The sequence below is a fragment of the Mesorhizobium sp. G2-6-1 genome, assembly GCF_055809095.1.
The window spans coordinates 1960863-1981087 of the sequence record NZ_CM147896.1 but is presented as its reverse complement, the minus strand read 5'-3'; the positions used below and the strand labels follow the sequence as shown (position 1 = coordinate 1981087).

General features: G+C 57.3%; 23 protein-coding genes and 1 tRNA gene. 5 read left to right on the top strand and 19 right to left on the bottom strand.

Going from position 1 to position 20225, the window contains the following annotated elements; translation table 11 throughout:
- Positions 1-46: 46 nt before the first annotated feature.
- The 5 genes from AC0L7S_RS09570 to obgE form a co-directional block, all read right to left on the bottom strand.
- Positions 47-1333 carry an MFS transporter gene (locus AC0L7S_RS09570; RefSeq protein ID WP_473474104.1) on the bottom strand — a complete coding sequence of 429 codons (1287 nt, stop codon included), beginning with the start codon at positions 1331-1333 and terminating at the stop codon, positions 47-49.
- 63 nt (positions 1334-1396) lie between these two features.
- On the bottom strand, positions 1397-1984 hold the full coding sequence (locus tag AC0L7S_RS09565; protein ID WP_473474247.1) for a nicotinate-nucleotide adenylyltransferase: 588 nt from the start codon (positions 1982-1984) through the stop codon (positions 1397-1399).
- Positions 1985-2078: 94 nt separating this feature from the next.
- Positions 2079-3365: a glutamate-5-semialdehyde dehydrogenase gene (locus AC0L7S_RS09560; RefSeq protein WP_473474103.1), complete on the bottom strand. Its 1287-nt coding sequence runs from the start codon at positions 3363-3365 to the stop codon at positions 2079-2081.
- 3 nt (positions 3366-3368) lie between these two features.
- Positions 3369-4514, bottom strand: a complete 1146-nt coding sequence (proB, locus tag AC0L7S_RS09555; protein ID WP_473474246.1) for a glutamate 5-kinase — start codon at positions 4512-4514, stop codon at positions 3369-3371.
- 79 nt (positions 4515-4593) lie between these two features.
- Positions 4594-5625, bottom strand: coding sequence for a GTPase ObgE (gene obgE / locus AC0L7S_RS09550; protein WP_473474102.1), 1032 nt, complete (start codon positions 5623-5625; stop codon positions 4594-4596).
- 118 nt (positions 5626-5743) lie between these two features.
- On the opposite strand from obgE, the gene AC0L7S_RS09545 reads away from it, so the two are divergent.
- Positions 5744-6613 (top strand): endonuclease/exonuclease/phosphatase family protein, encoded by an 870-nt coding sequence (locus tag AC0L7S_RS09545; RefSeq protein WP_473474101.1) that lies wholly within the window; start codon positions 5744-5746, stop codon positions 6611-6613.
- A gap of 21 nt (positions 6614-6634) precedes the next feature.
- Here the strand turns inward: AC0L7S_RS09545 and AC0L7S_RS09540 are convergent, their stop codons facing one another.
- The 3 genes from AC0L7S_RS09540 to AC0L7S_RS09530 form a co-directional block, all read right to left on the bottom strand.
- A complete protein-coding gene (locus AC0L7S_RS09540; RefSeq protein ID WP_473474100.1) occupies positions 6635-7222 on the bottom strand; it encodes a GNAT family N-acetyltransferase in 588 nt (195 codons plus the stop codon).
- 119 nt (positions 7223-7341) lie between these two features.
- On the bottom strand, positions 7342-7611 hold the full coding sequence (gene rpmA, locus AC0L7S_RS09535) for a 50S ribosomal protein L27 (protein WP_473474099.1): 270 nt from the start codon (positions 7609-7611) through the stop codon (positions 7342-7344).
- Positions 7612-7722: 111 nt separating this feature from the next.
- Positions 7723-8379 carry a 50S ribosomal protein L21 gene (locus AC0L7S_RS09530; protein WP_473474098.1) on the bottom strand — a complete coding sequence of 219 codons (657 nt, stop codon included), beginning with the start codon at positions 8377-8379 and terminating at the stop codon, positions 7723-7725.
- Between the two features lie 335 nt (positions 8380-8714).
- On the opposite strand from AC0L7S_RS09530, the gene AC0L7S_RS09525 reads away from it, so the two are divergent.
- Positions 8715-8803: transfer RNA gene (locus AC0L7S_RS09525), tRNA-Ser, on the top strand.
- Positions 8804-9178: 375 nt separating this feature from the next.
- Here the strand turns inward: AC0L7S_RS09525 and AC0L7S_RS09520 are convergent.
- Both AC0L7S_RS09520 and AC0L7S_RS09515 read right to left on the bottom strand, forming a co-directional pair.
- A complete protein-coding gene (locus AC0L7S_RS09520; RefSeq protein WP_473474097.1) occupies positions 9179-9775 on the bottom strand; it encodes a LysR substrate-binding domain-containing protein in 597 nt (198 codons plus the stop codon).
- A gap of 98 nt (positions 9776-9873) precedes the next feature.
- On the bottom strand, positions 9874-10068 hold the full coding sequence (locus tag AC0L7S_RS09515; RefSeq protein ID WP_473474096.1) for a LysR family transcriptional regulator: 195 nt from the start codon (positions 10066-10068) through the stop codon (positions 9874-9876).
- A 97-nt stretch (positions 10069-10165) separates the two neighbouring features.
- Between AC0L7S_RS09515 and AC0L7S_RS09510 the strand changes: the two genes are divergently transcribed.
- The 3 genes from AC0L7S_RS09510 to AC0L7S_RS09500 all read left to right on the top strand — a co-directional run bounded on the left by AC0L7S_RS09510 (position 10166) and on the right by AC0L7S_RS09500 (position 13448).
- A complete protein-coding gene (locus AC0L7S_RS09510) occupies positions 10166-11482 on the top strand; it encodes a phenylacetate--CoA ligase family protein (protein WP_473474095.1) in 1317 nt (438 codons plus the stop codon).
- A 27-nt stretch (positions 11483-11509) separates the two neighbouring features.
- Positions 11510-12109, top strand: a complete 600-nt coding sequence (locus AC0L7S_RS09505; protein WP_473474094.1) for an enoyl-CoA hydratase/isomerase family protein — start codon at positions 11510-11512, stop codon at positions 12107-12109.
- A 154-nt stretch (positions 12110-12263) separates the two neighbouring features.
- Positions 12264-13448 carry an MFS transporter gene (locus tag AC0L7S_RS09500; protein WP_473474093.1) on the top strand — a complete coding sequence of 395 codons (1185 nt, stop codon included), beginning with the start codon at positions 12264-12266 and terminating at the stop codon, positions 13446-13448.
- 454 nt (positions 13449-13902) lie between these two features.
- Here AC0L7S_RS09500 and AC0L7S_RS09495 read toward each other — a convergent pair whose 3' ends face one another.
- The 9 genes from AC0L7S_RS09495 to AC0L7S_RS09455 all read right to left on the bottom strand — a co-directional run bounded on the left by AC0L7S_RS09495 (position 13903) and on the right by AC0L7S_RS09455 (position 20096).
- Positions 13903-14253, bottom strand: a complete 351-nt coding sequence (locus AC0L7S_RS09495) for an SH3 domain-containing protein (RefSeq protein WP_473474092.1) — start codon at positions 14251-14253, stop codon at positions 13903-13905.
- On the bottom strand, positions 14250-14633 hold the full coding sequence (locus AC0L7S_RS09490) for a hypothetical protein (protein WP_473474091.1): 384 nt from the start codon (positions 14631-14633) through the stop codon (positions 14250-14252). The genes AC0L7S_RS09495 and AC0L7S_RS09490 overlap by 4 nt, the downstream gene beginning before the upstream one ends.
- A gap of 84 nt (positions 14634-14717) precedes the next feature.
- Complete coding sequence (gene csgH / locus AC0L7S_RS09485) at positions 14718-15050, bottom strand: curli-like amyloid fiber formation chaperone CsgH (protein WP_473474090.1); 333 nt, start codon at positions 15048-15050, stop codon at positions 14718-14720.
- A 57-nt stretch (positions 15051-15107) separates the two neighbouring features.
- Complete coding sequence (locus tag AC0L7S_RS09480; RefSeq protein ID WP_473474089.1) at positions 15108-15782, bottom strand: hypothetical protein; 675 nt, start codon at positions 15780-15782, stop codon at positions 15108-15110.
- A gap of 44 nt (positions 15783-15826) precedes the next feature.
- The gene (locus tag AC0L7S_RS09475; protein WP_473474088.1) at positions 15827-16327 is read right to left on the bottom strand and encodes a hypothetical protein; all 501 of its coding nucleotides are present in this window, start codon (positions 16325-16327) and stop codon (positions 15827-15829) included.
- Between the two features lie 250 nt (positions 16328-16577).
- On the bottom strand, positions 16578-18134 hold the full coding sequence (locus tag AC0L7S_RS09470) for a hypothetical protein (protein ID WP_473474087.1): 1557 nt from the start codon (positions 18132-18134) through the stop codon (positions 16578-16580).
- A gap of 247 nt (positions 18135-18381) precedes the next feature.
- Positions 18382-19563 carry a CsgG/HfaB family protein gene (locus AC0L7S_RS09465; protein WP_473474086.1) on the bottom strand — a complete coding sequence of 394 codons (1182 nt, stop codon included), beginning with the start codon at positions 19561-19563 and terminating at the stop codon, positions 18382-18384.
- A 54-nt stretch (positions 19564-19617) separates the two neighbouring features.
- On the bottom strand, positions 19618-19830 hold the full coding sequence (locus AC0L7S_RS09460) for a curli assembly protein CsgF (RefSeq protein ID WP_473474085.1): 213 nt from the start codon (positions 19828-19830) through the stop codon (positions 19618-19620).
- Positions 19831-19880: 50 nt separating this feature from the next.
- Complete coding sequence (locus AC0L7S_RS09455; protein ID WP_473474083.1) at positions 19881-20096, bottom strand: curli assembly protein CsgF; 216 nt, start codon at positions 20094-20096, stop codon at positions 19881-19883.
- Positions 20097-20225 lie beyond the last annotated feature (129 nt).

The following is a 20225-nucleotide window of genomic DNA, read 5'->3' as shown; positions in this document are numbered from 1 at the left end:
AACCGGCATCACAACAACCGGCTTTCGCCATTTAATCGAGCCCGCGCTAAATCTCCTCGTCCACGGGAAAGACGAGTTCCGCAGAAAGCGGCGCCTGGGCCGTCATCGGCGCAAAATTGCCGGTTTCGTCTGCCGGCACCGGTTCTGTCGTGACAACCCGCAAAACCACGAAGGCCAGAAAAGCCAAGGCAATGACGAGGGCAACATAGATGAAGGCCGAAGTGCCCAGGAATACGGAGAGTAATGTCACCAGCGCGGGAACAACGAACCCCGACAGCGACCATGCAAACAGCAGCGAACTCGACAGCGTGACCAGATCATCCTTGTCGGCACGATCATTGGCGTGGGCGCTGCCAAGTGCGTAGATGGATTCGGCTGCACCGTCCCACACGATATAGATCGCAATCAACAGCCCCAGCGTCGCGCCATCGAAGCCGATGGCCAGAAAGCCGCCAACGGCCGCAAGAGCGGATGCACCTATGAGCACAAAGCGCCTGTCGGTTCGGTCGGAGATCCAGCCGAGCGGCAGTTGCAGTAACAGCGTGCCCAGCGGCATGCATGAAAGCAGCAGCGCCACATCGGATTGGCTATATCCCTTGGCGGTCGCATGGATGGGAGCAAAACCGGAAATGCTCATGGACATTCCGCCAACCGCAAGCATGGCGGCCAGACCCACTGGTGAAATTCGCCACGCCTTCTTGAGACCGATCGACGCCGCAAGAGGTGCGGGAGGTTGCGCCAGCCGCGTCAAGCCGACAGGAAGGATAGACAGGGCCGTAAAAGCAATACCAATCAAGGACGCTTCGGCAGAGGCGATATTGACCAGCGCAAGCGCATAATAACCAATGCCAAGCCCGACGGTGTAGGTAACATAGAACACCGCCGTGACCCGCCCGCGTATCGAGCTGTCGATGACATCGTTCAACCAACTCTGCGCAACGATAAACAGGCCGCATATGGCAAAGCCGTAAAGAGCGCGTGCCCCGATCCACAGCAAAGGATAGGTTCCCGTGCCGACCAGCGCGTTGGACAACACGATCAGTGCCGATAACACCATGAAGACGCGTGCATGGCCAACGCGGCGCACAAGCGGCCCGGTAAAGATACAGCCGGCCAATCCCCCCGCCGATAGCCCGGTCACGATCAATCCCGCCCAGGTCGGGTCAAAACCCTCGGCACCGAGGCGCACCGGAATATAGGCAAACATCAAGCCATTGCCGATCGCCACAAGTCCCATTGAAAGGATAATGCTGGCAATCGCGATAACCGGCGCGGGCTGTCCGGGTTGGTCTTGCTTTGGCGCTCCAGCCTCAATGTCGACGGTCAGATTCATGGCGAAATCATTCACCACAAAACACCAGAAAACAGCCACAAAAGCGACATGTCGACGGTCAAATCATGATGGTGTGGCCGATCTGATCGCGCTGGACGACAAGATTGATCGCGGGCCATGGATAAACGTCCAGGCTGGCGCTTTCATGCGTGCAAGACGTGGCGCATCGGCCTCGTCGATGCGCGCATAATCGAAGGTTTTCGCAACCGCCGAGGAAAGAAAGGCCAGCGTTGAGCCGGGCCGGTCAACAACCGCGATGGGGAAGGTCATCATGATCTGGCGCCAGCGTTGCCAGCGATGGAAATCGCGCAGGCTGTCGGCTCCCATGATCCAGACAAAATCGACACCGGGGTTCCTTGCCCGCACCAATGCCAGCGTGTCGGCGGTAAAGCGAACATGGTTTGCCGCCTCGAACGCGGTGATCTTGATGCGCGGATCCGTGGCGATCTGCCGGGAAAGGTCGATACGCCTGGAGAGCGGTGCCAGTTCGCGCGAATTTTTCAGCGGGTTTCCAGGCGTGACGATCCACCAGAGCTGATCGAGCGCAAGGCGTCTCAGCGCAATCTCCGCGACCAGCGCATGACCGGCATGAGGCGGATTGAATGAACCGCCGAAAAGCCCCACCTGCATACCCTTCTCGACATAGGGCATGCGCAGCAATTGGCGTGAGAGCCCAGATGTAGAAGCTGGCGCAGAAAGCGGCATTGTCACGCAGCCCGTTGTTCAGCCTTGTTGGCAAAAATGCTCACGAGCGAACCTGGCCGGTGCCGCGAACGCGGTATTTGAAGGACGTTAGCTGCTCGACCCCGACCGGGCCTCTCGCGTGCATTTTGCCGGTAGCGATGCCGATTTCTGCACCCATGCCAAACTCGCCGCCATCGGCGAACTGTGTCGACGCGTTGTGCAGCAGGATTGCCGAGTCGATCTCATTGAAGAACCGTTCGACTACCCTGCTGTCTTCGGCAACGATGGCCTCGGTATGGTGGGAGGAGAACGCCTCGATATGGTCGATCGCACCAGCCACTCCGTCAACGAGTTTCACCGAAATGATGGCGTCTAGATATTCGCTGACCCAATCGGCTTCAGTAGCCAGATTGGCACCTGAAAAGGCCTTCAAAACCTCCTGATCGGCTCGGATTTCGCAGCCCGCAGCGCGTAGCGCCTCAAGGATGGGAACCAGATGCGAACCTGCCACTGCCCTGTCGATCAGCAGTGTCTCGGCCGCACCGCAAATGCCGGTGCGCCGCATCTTGGCGTTAACGGCGATGGCCGTGGCCATCTCAAGCCCGGCAGATTTGTCTATATACAGGTGACAGATGCCCTCAAGATGCGCAAAGACCGGCACGCGTGCTTCACTTTGAACCCGCTCGACAAGGCTGCGCCCGCCGCGCGGAATGATAACGTCGAGATTGCCGCCAAGCCCTGCCAGCATTTCGCCAACAGCGGCACGATCCGTGACCGGCACCAGTTGAATGGCATCTTCAGGCAGATTTGCGCCTTTCAGCCCCTCAACCAGACAGGCATGAATGGCAGCGGATGAATTCAGGGAATCCGACCCTCCGCGCAAGACCACAGGATTACCCGCCTTCAGGCACAACGCACCGGCATCGGCAGTGACATTCGGGCGGCTTTCATAGATCACACCGATAACGCCAAGCGGCGTACGTACCCGCTCGATATGAAGCCCGTTTGGACGGTCCCATTGAGCAATCACCTCTCCCACCGGATCGCGCAGTTCGGCAATGGCACGAATGCCGTCAGCCATGGCGCGAATGCGTGCTGCATTGAGCTTCAACCGGTCGAGCAGTGCAGCCGACAGGCCGGCCTCTTCGCCATTCGACATGTCGATTGCGTTGGCATTGAGAATGTCCTGCTCGCCACGGCTGATCGCCTGCGCCATGCCGACAAGCGCTGCATATTTGCGCTCGGCGGTGGCAATCGCCAGGGCCCGCGCCGAAGCGCGCGCCCGCCGCCCGATCCCGGCCATCAGCGCAACCGTATCTTTCGTGGACTGTTCATGCATATCGAGCATGGCTTATTCTCCACTTGCGCTGTCGTGCGCAACCTCACTGACCACCAGGTCGTCGCGATGAATCATCGCCGAACGTGCTTCATAGCCGAGAACCGTTTCAATCTGCGCTGTTCTCAAGCCTGCAATTCTTACGGCATCAGCAGCATCATAGGCAACCAGGCCACGCGCGATCTCGCGCCCTTGCGGCGACAAAACCGCCACTGTATCGCCGCGCGCAAAATTGCCGCTTACCCGCTTCACGCCTGCCGGCAATAGTGATTTGCCCGACATCAACGCATTGACCGCACCACCGTCGACGCTCAATTGCCCCGCAGGTTCGAGTTGCCCGGCAATCCATGTCTTATACCCTTTGACCGGGTGGGAACTGGGTTGGAACAAGGTCGCCCGCTCGCCGCGCTCAATGGCCATCAGGGGCGATTGTCGTGTGCCGTCGGTGATGATCATGGCCGTGCCCGCCGTAGTCGCGATTTTTCCCGCATCCAGCTTGGTACGCATGCCACCACGCGAAAACACCGATGCAGCTGCACCTGCCATCGTCTCGATATCTGGCGAAATGCGCTCCACAAGGGGGATGAACCTGGCATTCGGATCAAGTGCTGGCGGCGCGGAATAAAGCCCGTCAATGTCGGATAAAAGAACGAGTAGATCGGCCCCCATCATCGTTGCAACCCGCGCAGCCAGCCGGTCATTGTCGCCGTAGCGAATTTCCGACGTCGCCACTGTATCGTTTTCATTGATGACCGGCACGGCCTTCATTTTGAGCAGCGTGGAAATGGTTGCGCGTGCATTGAGATAACGACGCCGCTCTTCCGTATCGCCAAGTGTGAGAAGTACCTGCCCCGACTTCAGCCTGTGACCGCTAAGCGCATCGGACCACGCACCCGCAAGCGCGATCTGGCCGACAGCGGCGGCGGCCTGACTTTCCTCCAGTTTCAACGCCCGTTTGCCAAGCCCCAGAATGGTGCGCCCGAGCGCAATCGCCCCCGATGATACGACAAGAATTTCAACACCGTTCTCGACCAGAACGGCAATGTCATCCGCCAGCGATGCCAGCCACTTGCGCTTGACCCCGGTTTCTCTGTCGACAAGCAGCGCAGAACCGATCTTCACCGTTATGCGGCGGTATGTGCGCAATGACAGATCGGTCATCATACACGCGCCTCAAAGAGAAAGTGGGTGCCATAGCGCAACTGAATTGCGTTTCGCGAAAGCTTCGACATCGTCAAATTCAGCCTTGCCAGCGCGTATCGACGGGCGTGGCAATTGTTGTTCGCGCCTCTTCCACGACCGACATCAACGCACGAAGTACGGCTTCCACCCCTTCACCACTCACGGCTGAAAGCAGCATCGGCGCACGCCCGGCGGCGCGTTTCAACGAGGCGATCTTTTTCTTGCGCGCATCGGCATCAAGCGTATCGACCTGCGACAGCGCCACAATTTCCACTTTCTCGGCAAGTCCGTTGCCATAGGCGTCGAGTTCCCCTCGCACGGTCTTGTAGGCTTTTCCCGGATTGTCCTCCAGCGCCGAGACGAGATGTAAAAGCACCCGCGTACGCTCGACATGGCCAAGGAACCGGTCGCCAATGCCAACCCCTTCATGCGCGCCTTCGATCAGGCCGGGAATATCGGCGATGACAAACTCGCGCGCGTCGATGCGGGCAACGCCAAGTCCGGGATGCAGGGTCGTAAAGGGATAGTCGGCAATTTTCGGCTTGGCCGCACTCACCGCTGCCAGAAAGGTCGATTTTCCTGCATTTGGCAAACCGACCAACCCCGCATCGGCGATCAGCTTGAGCCGTAGCCAGATATTCATTTCCTCGCCCACAAGGCCGGGATTGGCGCGGCGCGGCGCCTGGTTTGTCGATGTCTTGAAATGCTGGTTGCCAAAGCCGCCATTGCCGCCTTTGGCCAGCAAATATTTTTGGCCAACCTCAATCATATCGCAGATCAGCGTCTCATTGTCTTCGGCCATGATCTGTGTGCCGACAGGCACCCTCAGCACCACGTCCGCGCCTTTGGCCCCGGTCATGTTGCGTCCCATGCCGTGAATGCCGGTCTTGGCCTTGAAATGCTGTTGGTAGCGGTAGTCGATCAACGTATTCAATCCGTCGACCACTTCGATCCAGACGTCGCCACCGCGCCCGCCGTCGCCGCCATCGGGGCCACCGAACTCGATGAATTTTTCACGCCGGAATGACACCGATCCGGCACCGCCGTCGCCAGAGCGTATATAGACTTTGGCCTGATCGAGAAATTTCATCGGATTATTCGACTTCTGCGTTTACGGAGTTTCATGAGACTGCTTCCCTAAACTATGGTGCGCTCGAGTGCGAGTGTCGATGAACATGATTTTGGTCTGAGGCCACGGAGATATTGCGATGAGACTGGTGAGTTACAACATCCAGTATGGCGTCGGGCTCGACGGCCGCTACGACATCGGGCGCATTGCCGATGCTGTGCGCGGTGCCGACGTCATTGCGCTCCAGGAGGTTTGCCGCAACAACCCCAATAATGGTGGCCGTGACATGGTTGCCGAGATCAATGAGGTTTTGCCCGAATATTTCGCAGTCTACGGCAGCAATTTCGAGGCCAATATCGGCTCCCACATGAAGGAGGGGCGCGCCGTAACCTCGACGTTCCAGCTTGGCAATATGGTGCTGTCCAAAACGCCGATCCACTTGTCGCGCAACCTGCTGTTGCCACGAACCCGCAGCTATGAGGCCATGAATTTCCAACGCGGCGCGCTTGAGGCCTTGATTGAAACGCCCCTCGGCTTCATTCGCTTTTATTCCACCCATCTTGATCATCGAAGTCCCGTTGAACGCGCCAGCCAGATTCAATTCCTGCGCCGGCGCCTGCTGGATTATCCCCTTGAAGGCGGAGGGCTTTCGGGCCTGGCCGAAGTCAACCTGCCCGAACCACCCTGTCCCGATGCCTTTGTCGTCATGGGTGATTTCAATATGCTGGCCGGTTCTCCCGAATATTGCGCCATCGTCGGCAGCCCGGATCATGAATTCGGCCTGCCTCTGACGGCCAGCTTTGCTGTTGATGCCGCTGTCCGCCTTGGCGCATCCGATAGCGATCTCGTCACCTGGGTTGACCCTGACCGCCCCGCAGACAAAAGCCGCCACAAGCGCATCGACTACTGCTTTACCAGTGCGGCGCTCGCGCCACGTCTGAAACGCCTTTGGGTCGACCGGCAGGCGGTCGGCTCGGATCACCTGCCGGTCTGGGTTGAGTTTGGATGATCGAACCCACCCGCCTGTCCATCACGAATGCGCCCAGCTTCGAAGGCTGGACCAGGTGCGCCGATCAAGCCGATAGCGTTCAACCGGCACTTTTCCGGCGACGATTGAATTCAGCATACCCTGACCGGCATACTGAAAACCGCATTTATGGATGACGCGCCGCGATGCGGGATTGATGACCCGGCATGATGCCTGAAGTGCGGTCACTTCGGTGGCACGGAAAGCTAGATCGACCAATGCGTGCGCCGCTTCGGTGGCATAGCCCTTGCCCCAATGCGGCTCACCAACCCAATAGCCCAGTTCAAGACCTCTATCCGTCTGGTTGAGACCGGCACTGCCGACAAAAGCGCCGCTATCGGCCAGAGTTAGCGCATAGACTGCACCAAGATGTCCCGCCTTGCTGTTGTCAATGAAGGCTCGCGCCTCGGCTTTGCCATAAGGGTAGGGCATACGCGCCAGCATTTCAGCAACACATCGATTGTTGGCCAGTTCGGCCAGATCGTCGATGTCTTCGTCATGTGGTGGGCGCATCACCAACCGTTCGGTAAGCAACACCGGACAATCGATGTGCAAACTTGCGCCGTCTTCGTCTTCCTTTTCGGCAACCATGACATTGTCCTCCAGACAAAGAAAAGGGGAGATGGAAACCCATCTCCCCTTGATCCATTTTCTGGCTTTGCCAGACACCGGTTCCCGAGATGGGTGCCGGTGTTCTATTACGGAACCGGCTACTCCGCGGCCTGCGTCATCGGGTTTACCGATACGTAGGTTCGGCCGTTGGCTTTTTTGTTGAAGGTCACCGCACCCGCGTCGAGCGCAAATAGAGTGTGATCCTTGCCCATGCCAACATTGACACCCGGATGCCACTGGGTGCCACGTTGACGAATAATGATGTTGCCGGCGATGACTGCTTCACCACCGAACTTCTTCACGCCAAGGCGCTTGGAATGAGAGTCGCGGCCATTGCGCGACGAACCGCCAGCTTTCTTGTGTGCCATCTTAGTGCTCCTTTGCGTCCTTGAAGACGCCTGTAATCCTTATGAACGCGCACGCGTTCCGTTTCAAGTCCGATCAAGCCAGATTTGGCGACTTACTTCTTCGCCAGACCTTTACTTGGCAAGTTCCTTGGCCTGCTCGCGCCAATCCGAAATCTGCTCGGCGCTGAACGGCATATGCTCATCGATCTTCGCAACATCCGCATCGGACAGCTTCGCGACCTGCGCGAAAGTGGTGATGCCCTGTTCCTGAAGCTGGCCAGCCGCGACCGGGCCGATGCCCTTGATGGTCGTCAGATCGTCTGGCTCGCCCTTGGGTGCTTTGAACAATGGCGCAGCAGCAGCTTCAGCCTTGGGCTCGACCTTCTTGGCCGGGGCCGCTTCAGCCTTGGGCTCGGCCTTCTTGGGTTCTGCTTTCGCCTCAACCTTTGCCGCGGCCTTCTTGGAAGCCTTGGCTCCGCCGATCAGGATTTCCGAGATGCGCACCGTGGTGAGCAATTGGCGGTGACCGATCTTGCGGCGCGAATTCTGCCGGCGGCGCTTCTTGAATGCGATGACCGTACGGTTCTTGCCTTGCAGCACAACCTCAGCGGTGACCATCGCACCGTCAACGAACGGCGCGCCGATAACAACGTCGTCGCCTTCGCCATGTGCCAGAACGTGACCGATTTCGACGATATCGCCAACCTGGCCTTCGACTTTTTCGATCTTCAGGAGATCGTTGGCGGCAACGCGATACTGCTTGCCGCCCGTTTTGATGACTGCGAACATTTTATTGCCTTTCGCTGTTCGGTCGGCCTTGATGATCCGTCAAAGCGGATCGACCGTCTTTTTGTCAGTCTGCGGGTTTCTAAAGACAAGCGGCGCGGAAATCTGTCCACGCCGATTGCGCGCTGTCACTAGCCGAGGGTCGGTTTAAAGTCAAGCAGCCGCACGAATGGTGCTGCGCCATCACCAACAGCCTTGCTCATAAGCGCAGGCACGGTTGCCCGCAAGCTCCCGCAGTCTGCTAGACAAGATATATGCATCATCAGGATTCGGTCTTGTAACCTGCACATTCTCCCGTTATCTACTGCGCCGCGCCCAAGTGGCGGACCATGACCCGCGGAGAGGTGGCAGAGTGGTCGAATGCACCGCACTCGAAATGCGGCATGGGTGCAAGCCCATCGGGGGTTCGAATCCCTCCTCTCCGCCATAATCTATTGATTTAAATAACTTATTTCGCCATTCGTCTTTAGTCGAAATCCATCCAAAAGCAGTTTTGGCACAATTTTGGCACACTGGGTTTGGCTATGGCATCTATACGAAAGCGGGGAAGGGCATGCCCAAGTGCGCCATGCGAACACCATCGTTCCGGTTGCGTGAACAAGATCGTGATGGTTATCCAGATCCAAGTGCAGATTCTGGTTGATCTCGGGCCCGCCGCCGCAACATCTGTAATGCCCCTCGTCGTCAGCACTGCCATCCTGGCGGCCGCTGGCTGAATTTCCTCTCTAGCTTAAGTGACGGAGGACGTTGATACGACTCATTTGGCTTTGCTTTTCCACATAGGGGTGTAGCGAAGCGTTTATTATTGATGCAGCCAGTCCAGCACCATTTTCGCGCCGTTGGAATTCTGTGCCGTCTGGCTCGCAACCGAATAGTAGCCAAACGCGGTTTTCACCTCCACGTCCAGTGGCTTCACAAGCCAGCCCCGTTCAAGAAAATCATCGACAATATACTTCCAGCCAATGGCAATGCCTTGCCCGGCTAACGCCGCCTGAATAGCCAACGTATAATTGTTGTAAGACGGGCCGGAGCATCTGGAAAAATTAGCGTGAAGACCTTTCAAAAGCACCGCCCAGTCTAGCCAGGGCTGCTTTGCTGCCCGAATCTGCAGCAACCGGTGCTGTTGCAAATCGCTGGCGCAGATCAGGCGTGGCGCGGCTTCGAGATAGGCGGAACTGCACACCGGAAAGCCGATTTCCGAAAACAGCAACCGCGCTGCACCATCGGGCCAACGACCCCGACCGAAACGAATAGCGATCTCTGGCTCCGTATCGGCAAGGTTCCGCTCCTCTTCCACAGTGCTGACAGCGATCTCGATTTCGGGGTGCGCCACCTGGAATTTGGCTAGACGCGGCATCAGCCAATAGGAAGCCAGGCCATAATTGGCATAAAACGTCACCCGCTCCGCTCCCCCGGTCTGGGCGATATTGCGGCCCGCGACGAGAATGCCGTTAAAACCGTGAACGATTGCCTCACAATAGGTTTTTCCGGCTTCGGTCAGTGTGACCCGTCTGTGCTCCCGAAAAACAAAGGCGTATCAAGTACCTCTTCGAGGGTGCGAACCTGACGGCTGACCGCTGGTTGGCTGACATTGAGTTCGTATGCCGCTTTGGTGAAGCTGCCATGACGTGCGGCGGCCTCAAACGCCAGCAGGGCGCGCAGCGGTGGCAGGTTTCGGGACAAACTATCCATAACCTCAGCGTATGCGAAATGTAAGATTTTTCAACCTTCACAAGATGTATTTCCTGAACAAAATCCGGACATCGAAACGCCAAACAGAGGCGCAGCCATGGAACGGACTTTCTGGAGCGAAGAACTGGAAACGATGCCTGCGGAGGAACTGCGCAAATATGAAGCGCCGCTGCTGGCACGCCAGATCGAATATCTCTACGCCACCTCGAAATATTATCGCCGGCAATTGGATCGGGCCGGGATCAGGCCGGGCGACATTTCTTGTCACGAAGCGTTGGAAAAGCTGCCTTTCACGGAAAAGAAGGAGTTGGCCCAGACCCAGCGCGAAGGTGCCTTGATTGGGCCGCACCAATGCGCTCCGATCGAGGATATCGTGCGGCTCGTCGGCACCGGCGGCACGAGTGGTAAGCCCATGCGCATTGGCTGGACCCGACAGGATGTGGAAGCCTACAACGAAATGGGCGCACGCGCCCTTTGGATCATGGGTTGCCGCCCCGGTGATCTGGTACTGAACTGCTTCAATTACTCAATCTATGCCGGCGGTGTGATGGACCATATGTCGTTCGAACATCTGGGCGCGACCGTAATGGCCTATGGCATCGGAAAGTCCCGTGCGCTGCTGGATATGTTCGCCGACCTACCGGGCGAAAAATGTCTCTACTCTACCCCTTCCTATGCGGTGCGTCTGGCAGCTGTCGCCGCAGAGGCGGGGATCAACCCGCTGGATTTGAACATTGGAAAGGGTTTCTTCTCGGGAGAGGCAGGGCTTCAGGTGCCGGGCTATCGTCAGAAGATCGAGAACACCTGGGGAATGACCACACATGACCTTTATGGGATAGCCGAACTTGGTTGCCAGAGCGCCGAATGCAAGCATCGCAACGGGATGCACTTCTGCGGGCAGGGTTATGTGATAGCCGAACTGATCGATCCGGACAGCGGTGCGGTCAAGAAGATGCGTGATGGTGAGACCGGCGAGTTGGTCTATACCGCGATCCGCCGTCAGGCCTCGCCATTATTGCGCCTGCGCAGCCACGATTTTGTCGAAGTACAATCGAGCCCCTGTGCGTGTGGGCGCACCGGTTTGCGCTTCCATACGCGCGGACGCAGCGACGATATGTTCGTGATCAAGGGGGTCAACATCTTTCCGACCTCGGTCCAGGAAGTTTTACAAGAGCTGCAGCCGCGCCTGACAGGCGAGTTTCAAGTGGCGTTGGACTTCCTCCCCCTTCGATTATTCGCCGCGTCTGCTGGTCGAGGTTTCCCGCGATTTGCCCAATTCACAGCACGAGGCGCTGATCTGGGAGACCGAGGACGTCATCCGCGTGAAGGCGGCTTTTGCCGTGCAGGTAGAGCTTGTGCCGCAAGGGACAATCGCATCAGAACACAAGACCAGGCGCGTCTTGCGCAATTATGAAATCTGAAAACGCCGGGAGGAACACTCATGGCCATTCGCAAGGAAATCCATAGCGGCGTTCTACGGGCAACAATCGACCGGCCCGAAGCGTTGAATGCGTTTGATATTCCCGATCTAGAAGAACTCTTGCAGCTATTTCGCGAAGCCAAGGCCGACCCCGACGTGCGGGTGGTGACCTTGATTGGCACCGGTCGTGCCTTCAGCGTGGGTGCCGATATCAAGGCGATGGATAAAATGTCGGATGAAGAATTCGGCAAGGCGGCTTCACTCTACCAGGTCCTGGCGGCCGAGGCGCGAGCACTCGACAAACCGATCATCGGCGCAATCAATGGCTTTGCGCTGGGCGGCGGGCTTGAAATCGCATTGATGTGCGATATTCGCATTGCGGGAAAATCAGCCAGGTTTGGCTTGCCCGACGCCTATCTGGGCTTCAGCCCGACTGGTGGGCTTACCTGGCTGCTGACCCGCATGGTGGGCCTCAGCGTGGCAATGGACATGGCGCTGACCACCGACATGCTGGACGCAGACGAAAGTCGGCGAGTGGGATTGGTCAGCCGGGTGGTCGAAGACGACAAGTTGCTGTCAGTTGTCGAAGAACTTTCCGAGCGTATCGCAACCTTCCCCTAACTGGGTTACGCAATATCAAGCGGTCATTTTATATGGCGGCTGATGCAGATTTCGGATCGGTCCTGACATTGGAAGAAGCATATGACTCCGATTGCTTCCGGTCTGAGGAAACCCGGACCGCACTGCAAGCCTTCATCGAATCGCGGCGCAAGTAATGTTCAATCCGGCAGGCGATGAGAGCTTTGGCGAGGAGACCGGCGCTCCGATCCTGGTGTTGGCCGGAACGATGCTTTTGTCCTTCGTTCTGGGTTCCGTGCATTCATTCTCCGTATTGCTTCCGGCGCTGGAGACAACTTTTGGCACCAGCCGCACATCCGCCAGTCTGACCTATTCTTTCGCGCTGATGGCACTGGCTCTTGCGGTTTTGCTGGGTCACCGGGTCTATTCGAAACTTTCCCCGGCCAAATATGCACTGGGAACAGGTTTCCTTGCCGCGGCAGGTTGTCTTGTAGCCGGGACAGGCGGATCGGTGCCAATGGTCTGGATTGGCTACAGCCTGTTGTTCGGAACCGCCAACGGGTTGGGATACGGCTATGCCCTGCAATTTTCAGCACAAGCCATGCCTGCGAAAGCAGGCTTGGCGATGGGGGCCGTCACTGCCGCTTACGCCCTCGGCGCGGTTGTTTTTCCGGTCCCGCTGAACGCCATGCTGAACCTGGGCGGTTGGACTGCGGCGTTGACGATGCTGGCATTCAGTATTGCCTCGATAACTGGTATCAGCGCTGCCCTGCTCACACGCTCGCAAATGCGTTACAACAAGGCCACTGATGACGCGTTGCATGCTACCAATGTTCGTTGGCAGATGATTGCCCTGTTGTGGCTTTCCTATGGTTGCGCCGTCACGGCTGGATTGATGGTGATCGCCCACGCAACCGGCATCGCCAGATTGGCTGGTGCCAGTGCACAATGGATCGTCGCGTCACCGATTGTCATCGCAGCGTCAAACATGCTCGGAAGCCTTCTATGCGGAACGATGTTGGACCGCTTTCGAGGTCGGACGATACTGTCCACGCTCGCCATCCTGTCATCGTCAGCGCTCCTTGCGATGGCATTTCTGCCGCAGCTTGCCGTGACGATGATCGGGCTTGCTGTTATCGGCTTTACGTATGGTGGAGCGATTTCGGTCTATCCTGCATTCATTTCCAAAAGCTTCGGCCCTGCGGCTGGCACGATCATATACGGACGGGTCTTCACCGCCTGGGCCGCTGCCGGCCTGCTTGGCCCGGGTTTGGCTGGACTGTTATATGACCTGCAACAGAACTACCGGATGGCATTGACCGTAGCCGCTGCCATCGCCATCTGTTCGTTTGTTTTGCAGCCGCGCCCGAGCCGTATATAGACCAGATCGTTGCCCCGGATTCTGGTTTTGTTGGCGGCAAATGAACAGCGTCGAAATCCGATGGCTGCATGGCTTTGCGCGGCTCCGGCGGACGCTCTCACAGAGCAGCCTCACAATCAGCATACTGCGCGTGGGTTATATTGATGTGAATTTTCACCCAACTTGGATTTTGGCAGAAGATCGGGTTTATCAAGCTGATTTTGCACTATAAATTGACATTTTCGTAAGCGCGAAACGTGCGTCTCATGACGGAGCCTGCCGAGACCACCGATACTTGGTTGGAGGCAGTTGAGGCACGCGTCAAGATGCCGACGAACGCATTTTGGCAGTCGTGAACATGCTGGATCGATCACGCGAAGGCAGGCACTCCGGGCAGATAGCCATCCCCCGGATTGACACAACGAAGCACCCGGTCAGAATTTGCACCACGGCCAATAAAGTCAGTTCGGAATTTTCAACCGCAGCTATTGGTGAAGGTAACCACCGGCCATTTGTTTTGACGCAGCGCCGCCTTGCGGATCCATCCGTCCTTGTCTCCGAATTTTGCTTCGCACCAGACCCCGTCCGATGCGGTCACGCAATGCTCGACCGACAGGCAGGAATTCTGCGGAACGACGCCGACAATGCCGGCATCGTCGCGGGCTTCCGAGCGAACGTTGAGATTGACGATCACATTGACCTTCTTCTGTGCTTCCGGCGAACCGGAAAACGGGTTTGCCAACTGTGAATCCGCCGCGCACTTGCTGGAAAATCCGAGGAAATAACAGCCACGTGCTTTCACTGCCGCCGCCAGAACCTCTCTCATGCCCTGACCGCCGGTCCGGTCGACCACGATCGGTTTTTTCGAAGCCGTGGTTCCACTGATGCGGCGCTGATTTCCGCCAAGATGGGCCAATACACCCCCTTTTCGTCGAAAAGCGCCAATTGGTTGTCGGCAATTCCCCATTTTGCAGCGCCAGACAGTTCACCGCCGCAATTCTGGATTTGCAGTGTATAGGCTCCGTTGTCAGGCTTATCTGAAAGCGTCAGAGCGCATCGAGCCCCACCGGCCGCAAAACTACTGTCGAAAATTTGCCAGTTTCCGGCAAATGCCTTGACGAAATCGGCTTCGCTTTGCGCCAGGGCCGGTGTAGCCACCGCGCTGGACACCAAAACAACCAATGTTTGAAAAATAGAAGACTTCATGGCCAACCCCCACGTCAAGTAATGCCCATGGCGTTCCTAACACGCATTCATTTTGCAATGAAGTACCAACGCTTGATCTTGTAGTTATTCTTCGCCAGCTTTCAAAGTCGTTCGCGAGACGATAACCCCGCCCTGCTTCAAAACCAGCGTGACGTCGAGCAAATCGCCCGTCTGATAGGAAACACCGACGCGTGCGATGTCGGCCGTTTGCCCCACTGACATGTCGAACTCGCCGCCCTGCTTGGTGGTAACGGAGCCCGACGAACCCTTGCGGCTGATGCTCAACTCGCCTGAGATTTTCGCATCAGCCAACGCCAGCGCCTGCCCGACGATCTGGATGCCGTTTTGGGTGGTTGTTACATTGATGACGGCGATGGCGGAACTGGCCAGGGCAGGTACAGGCGCTAGCATAGCCATGCCAATCATCGAGGACCAAAGGAGGGACTTACCCTTCACCAATCTGCTCCAGCGCGTTTAAGGAAGTGTCGTCTGAGTGATAGTGACGGTCGCGCCGTTGGAGATGACTTGAGCGCCGTTCACAGGACTGGCGACATTGCTGCCGATTACGGTGTAGCTCGCAGACGTCCCTGCCCCTAAAACCGATAAGTGTATGTCACTGCTGTTCCCGATTTGAGTAACCGAGCCGCTTGCGTCAGAGCCGGATACACTCAGCCCCGCTTTGTTGTCATTGCCGCTCTGGTAAATGCTACCCGCCGCGCTTGAACCATTGACATTAAGGGTCGCAAGATTATTGCCGCCATCTTGGAAAACGAGGCCCAACCCTCCACCCAGAATGGATATTGTCGCATTGTTTGGCGTCATCAAAGAATTGCTGTTGTCCTGTAACAGTCCGATGTGACCGCCATCGGAATTCCCAAGACGCTCTATCGTCAAGTTGGCCGTATTGCCGCTGCCGGTTTGCTTCGCGGTAGTGCTCAACACGAGTTGGTTATCACCATTCAAGCTGGCACCGCCGACTCCACTTCCATTGGCCAGCGACTGGTCTACCGTCAAGCTGTTGCCAATGCCCAGCCCCGTGTTGGTCTGTTCTATCGTGATGGTATTGCCGTTGCCCGCGAGCGCCACTCCGCAGCCGGTTACCAACAGAATTGCAGATGCCACCAGATTGCGAGACAGGGTTGTATACATCGAGAATCCTCTTGCCAGATTGCGCGGTCACGCCAAAGGCAATGTTACCACGACTTCTGCATTATGCTTACTATATTCCCGATACCGTTCTGTGAAAAGCCTGCAATATTACCATTTCCGACCTGAAATACACTTGCCTGGTTCGCCGAACCAGTAATCGATGCGGTCACAATATTCCCGTTGCCGTTTTGGGCGACAGCGAAAAGGTTATTTGACCCCAAAACTTCCATGGCAATGGCGTTGTCCTGGCCATTCTGGATGATCGTTCCCGGTTGCAGGCCGGGGTTCAGCGCCGCGCCGGTAAAATTCGCATCGAGCGGGCCGCCGTTCAGATCGCCCTCGATGTTGAGCGTCAACGTATTTCCGGAAGCAAAGCCGGAACTGTCCTGCGTGATCTGAAGGCGATTGTCATTGCCCTCGATCTGTAAGAGCGCCGTGTTGGCGACCATATCTACGGTCGAAATATCAATGGCATTGGCTGCCTGGGCGGATTGTGCGCAGAGTGTCGCGGAAGCGAACGCAGCGATGGCGAGATATTTGTTCATTTTGGTGTCCCCTGAAAAACCCGGGAAACCATCGCCCACATGCAGCTAAACTCGCCTTTTCCTATTCGCTAGAATTTTATGCAGTTCTGTAATTAGTGCGCTTTTCGCCAAGCATTTTCCTTGTTCGGTGAACAATTCGTTGACGCCCGTTCGTTGAACAGACGCATGAAAATGTGCGGCGGCCGTGCATTGAGAGGTTCGAGCAATTTGTTGTCGAGCAAAACCCCTGCGCACTATTGGGCACCGTGGACTAGAACTGGACGACAGCCATGCTGTTGCCGGTGCCTGATTGCTTGATCTGCGCCTGGCTGGAATTTTCCGATTGGTCAACCACTGCTTGGTTGACCGTGCCGTTGACGACCAGAAGCGCTTTATTGTCATCTCCGTGCTGCTTGATGGCGAAAAGATTGGAATCGCCCAACAGGCCTACTTTCACCACGTTGCCGGTGCCGTTCTGCTGTTCTGAGCCGGGCGACAGGCCTGCACCGGAAGCAAGCGCCACCAGTCGGTCGCGGAAGTCGCCAACCGAAGCTGCATCGCTGTTGTTGTTGTCGTTGCCGAGAATGGAAATATCGAAAAGATTGCCGCTGCCGGTTTGCGAAAGAGCAAGCTTGTTTCTATTGCCGTCCATCGTGACGCTGCTGACGTTTTCCTTGCCGCCGATGCCCAGCGACAGATTGTTGTCGTCGCCGTTTTGAAAGATGCCGACTTCGTTGCGGGCTGCCGAATCCGGCCCGACCGCGGAATCGGAGCTGATGGCGACGACGGCACCGTTGCCATTGCCGAATTGCGCGATACCAGCGAGGTTCTCGTTGCCGCTAACCACCGTATAGGTGGCATCGTTGTCGTCGCCTATCTGCACGAACGCGCCCTGGAACACGCGCGAGCGCAACAGCGTCGGGCTTTTGAAGCTGCCCGGTCCCGCCTGGTTGTCTCCGCCATTGTCGTCGCCGGCAATGGTGATTTTCATCCTGTTGCCCGAGATCGCAACACCCTGGTTGTTTTGCAGCACCCATGCGGTGTGGTTTCGGTTGCCGGACTGGCTGATATTCACGCTATTGTTCGTGCCGTACTGGTTCAGAAATTCGACCGTGTTCTGCTCGCCGCTACCCTGCGTGATGCGAGCGGCATTGTGGTCGCCTTGCTGGCCCGCGAAGGCAATGTGGTTGCGGTTGGCGGATTGGGTGAATTCGGTGATGTTGGCAAAGCCGAACTGGATCAAGCGTCCAATCGTGTTGCCAAGCGCATTGCCGCCACCGGTCTGCGTCAAGACGGCGCGGTTGGCGTCCTGTCCACGGCGGGTATTGACCTGCGTAATCGCACCGATGCTGTGGTTGGCCTGGCCATCGCCTCCGGCCTCGCTTTGCGACACAACAAGCATATTGGCGAGCGCGGCAATCTGTGTATAGCTCAACTGATAGACGGAACCGAGGAAATTGAACCCGTCCGCCGCATTGTCGTGCTGGCTGATCGACACGCTATTGTGGTCGCCCACCTGGTTAAGACCTTCGGGAAATTGCGGGGCGAGATTGCCCGCGCCAGCCGCGTTGGACCAGCCGAACTGGTCGATCGACAGCGTGTTGTGGCGGCCATCCTGATTGATGCGATGTGCGGTGTTGTCGGCACCGGCGCGGTTCGAGTTGCCTTCCTGGGTGATCGATATCATATTGGTTTGGCCGGTCTGGCCGATCCATGCCTCGTTGGTGGCGTTTTGCGCCAGGGCGGCCCCGGATGCCGAGGCGAAAAGCGGGGCGGCGACGCCAATTATCGCGATAAGTCGAACCTTCATCATGCGTCTGCGCGCCACCAAGCCATCCATAGTTTACAAACTGTTAAGCCGGTTGATGGGGCATGTCAAAAGCAAACGCAGTAAATCAACGCATAGGGGATGAGTTTTCCACTTTATGGTAAAAGCGACGCCTCAGATAAAATCTTATAGATACATATATCAGCGCCATTCAAAGGAGAATATTGCTTAGCTGAAAGCAAAATCTCCGCTCGATGCTCAATATATATTAGAACATTCTTGTGTGTCCGGTCGAACGCGATGCGCTTCAGTTAAAGGCGACCGCGACTGCTTCAACCGAGCCCTTGTTGCTTGCGGGTTTGCTCGATGAGCCGATCACCTCGTTAGCCGCAGCAGGTGGCGGCAGATTGTTGGAAGGTGCCGCGCTTCTCTCCGGTGTGATCGAGCCGACCGTTTCGTTCTTGGTGGCGGGCGGCGGGGTTGCAGGTGCAGCGGGAACGACGCGCCTGCTCGCAGCGCGTGGCGAGTGCGCTTGCTTCAGCGCTACCGTCTCGACGACCTTGGTAGGATTTTTCGTATCCGGCGGCAGCGGCGAGGCGGCTGCCGGTGTGAGCTTGTCGCCATATTTTTCTTTCTTGTAGGCATCGATAAGTTCACGACCGCGAGCGCGGTCCTGGAATGACCAGATGCCAAGTTCTGCGCCCTCGATAATCAGCGACCGCACGGCTTTTTCAATCGACTGCTGCACGGCGATCTGTTTTGGTTCGTTTTGTGTGAAGCCAGCCTCGGCTTCGAGGATCTTGTCGAGTGCCACATAGCGGAAGGCACCGCCAGACACGGCATAGGACGCGATAGCCTTGTGAACCGTGGTAGTGGCCAGAACCTCGCCGGTGTCGGTGGAAACCGCGCGCAGCGTCACCGTTACGGTGTCCTGCTGCCACTTGCCATCGCCGCCAATGCCGAGATAGCGCGCGCCGAGGCCACCGGTCAGCGTGTTGGTGTCGTAGCCGATGATGCCGCCTTCAAGAATGATGCCGGCATGGCGCAGCGGCGGAAGCACATTGGCGCTGACCTTGGTTTCATTGCGGTAGAGCCGGCGCATCTCGGTGAGAATCTGCCTCTCCTTGAGAAGATCGTCGAGCCGCGCCCTGTCGAGAATGGTGAACCACCGGCGCTCGCCCGCATCCTGCAACGCCTTGATAAGCATCGGTGCGCCGCCCTGGGTGACGGCCTTGGACAAGGTCTGGACTGTCGAGCTGTCCTTGAACTGCCCCGTCAGGTCGGGAAAATCATAAACGGCAACAACGATGCGCTTGGTCGGTGGCGGCAAGACCCGCAAATTGTCGTTCTGCACGGTGATCGGTGCCAGTGCGGGGGCCACAAGGCCCGGATTTACGCCGGAATCGATCGACTGACATCCTGCGACTACGGAAAGGCTGGCCAATGCGGCCAGGATACGCCCCGTAGCCATGCTGAAAACTGCTTTCATTACTTGCCCCACAGGCGCCGGGCGGCGCCACCCCAATACTGATTAACGCTGGTGTTACTGGATCTTGACCAATTGCGGCACAACGATCGTCGTCACCGTGCCGTCGCTGGCGGTGATGTTCAAGGAAATGGAATCGAGCGTGCGCGCATATTCCACCGTGGTATCGCCGAACTGCACCTTGCCTGAATCAGGCGTCGTGCTGCCGTCGGTCGGAAATATCGCGTTGGTCACCTGGCTTGCCAGCGCCGAAAGCAGGCGCCCCTGCAACTGCTGGACGAAAAGGTCGGCGTTGGTCTGGCTGGTCGAGCCACCGCCGGTCAGGCTGCCGGTGCCAAGGCTGGCATTCTTTTTGAATCGCTGGCGGTTGCGTCTCGCTGGGCATTGGCAAGGCCAAGCAGATGCGAGGAATTGAGCGGGCTGCCGCCGAAGGACGGATTGATCGGCGTATAGACAATGTCAGCGGCCCATGCGCTGCCCCCCAGCATGCCCGCCAAGACCGTCGCCAGGAAGATGCCGTCAGTTCTCATCATCATACCCCGTTCCAAACTCAAATGCCGCAAATATCTGTTCATTGATACACCAGTACCCCGGCTTTCCGGCAACATAGACCATCTCGACATCTTCTATCAATCAAGTAATTATCTAATATTACAACTTGCTAA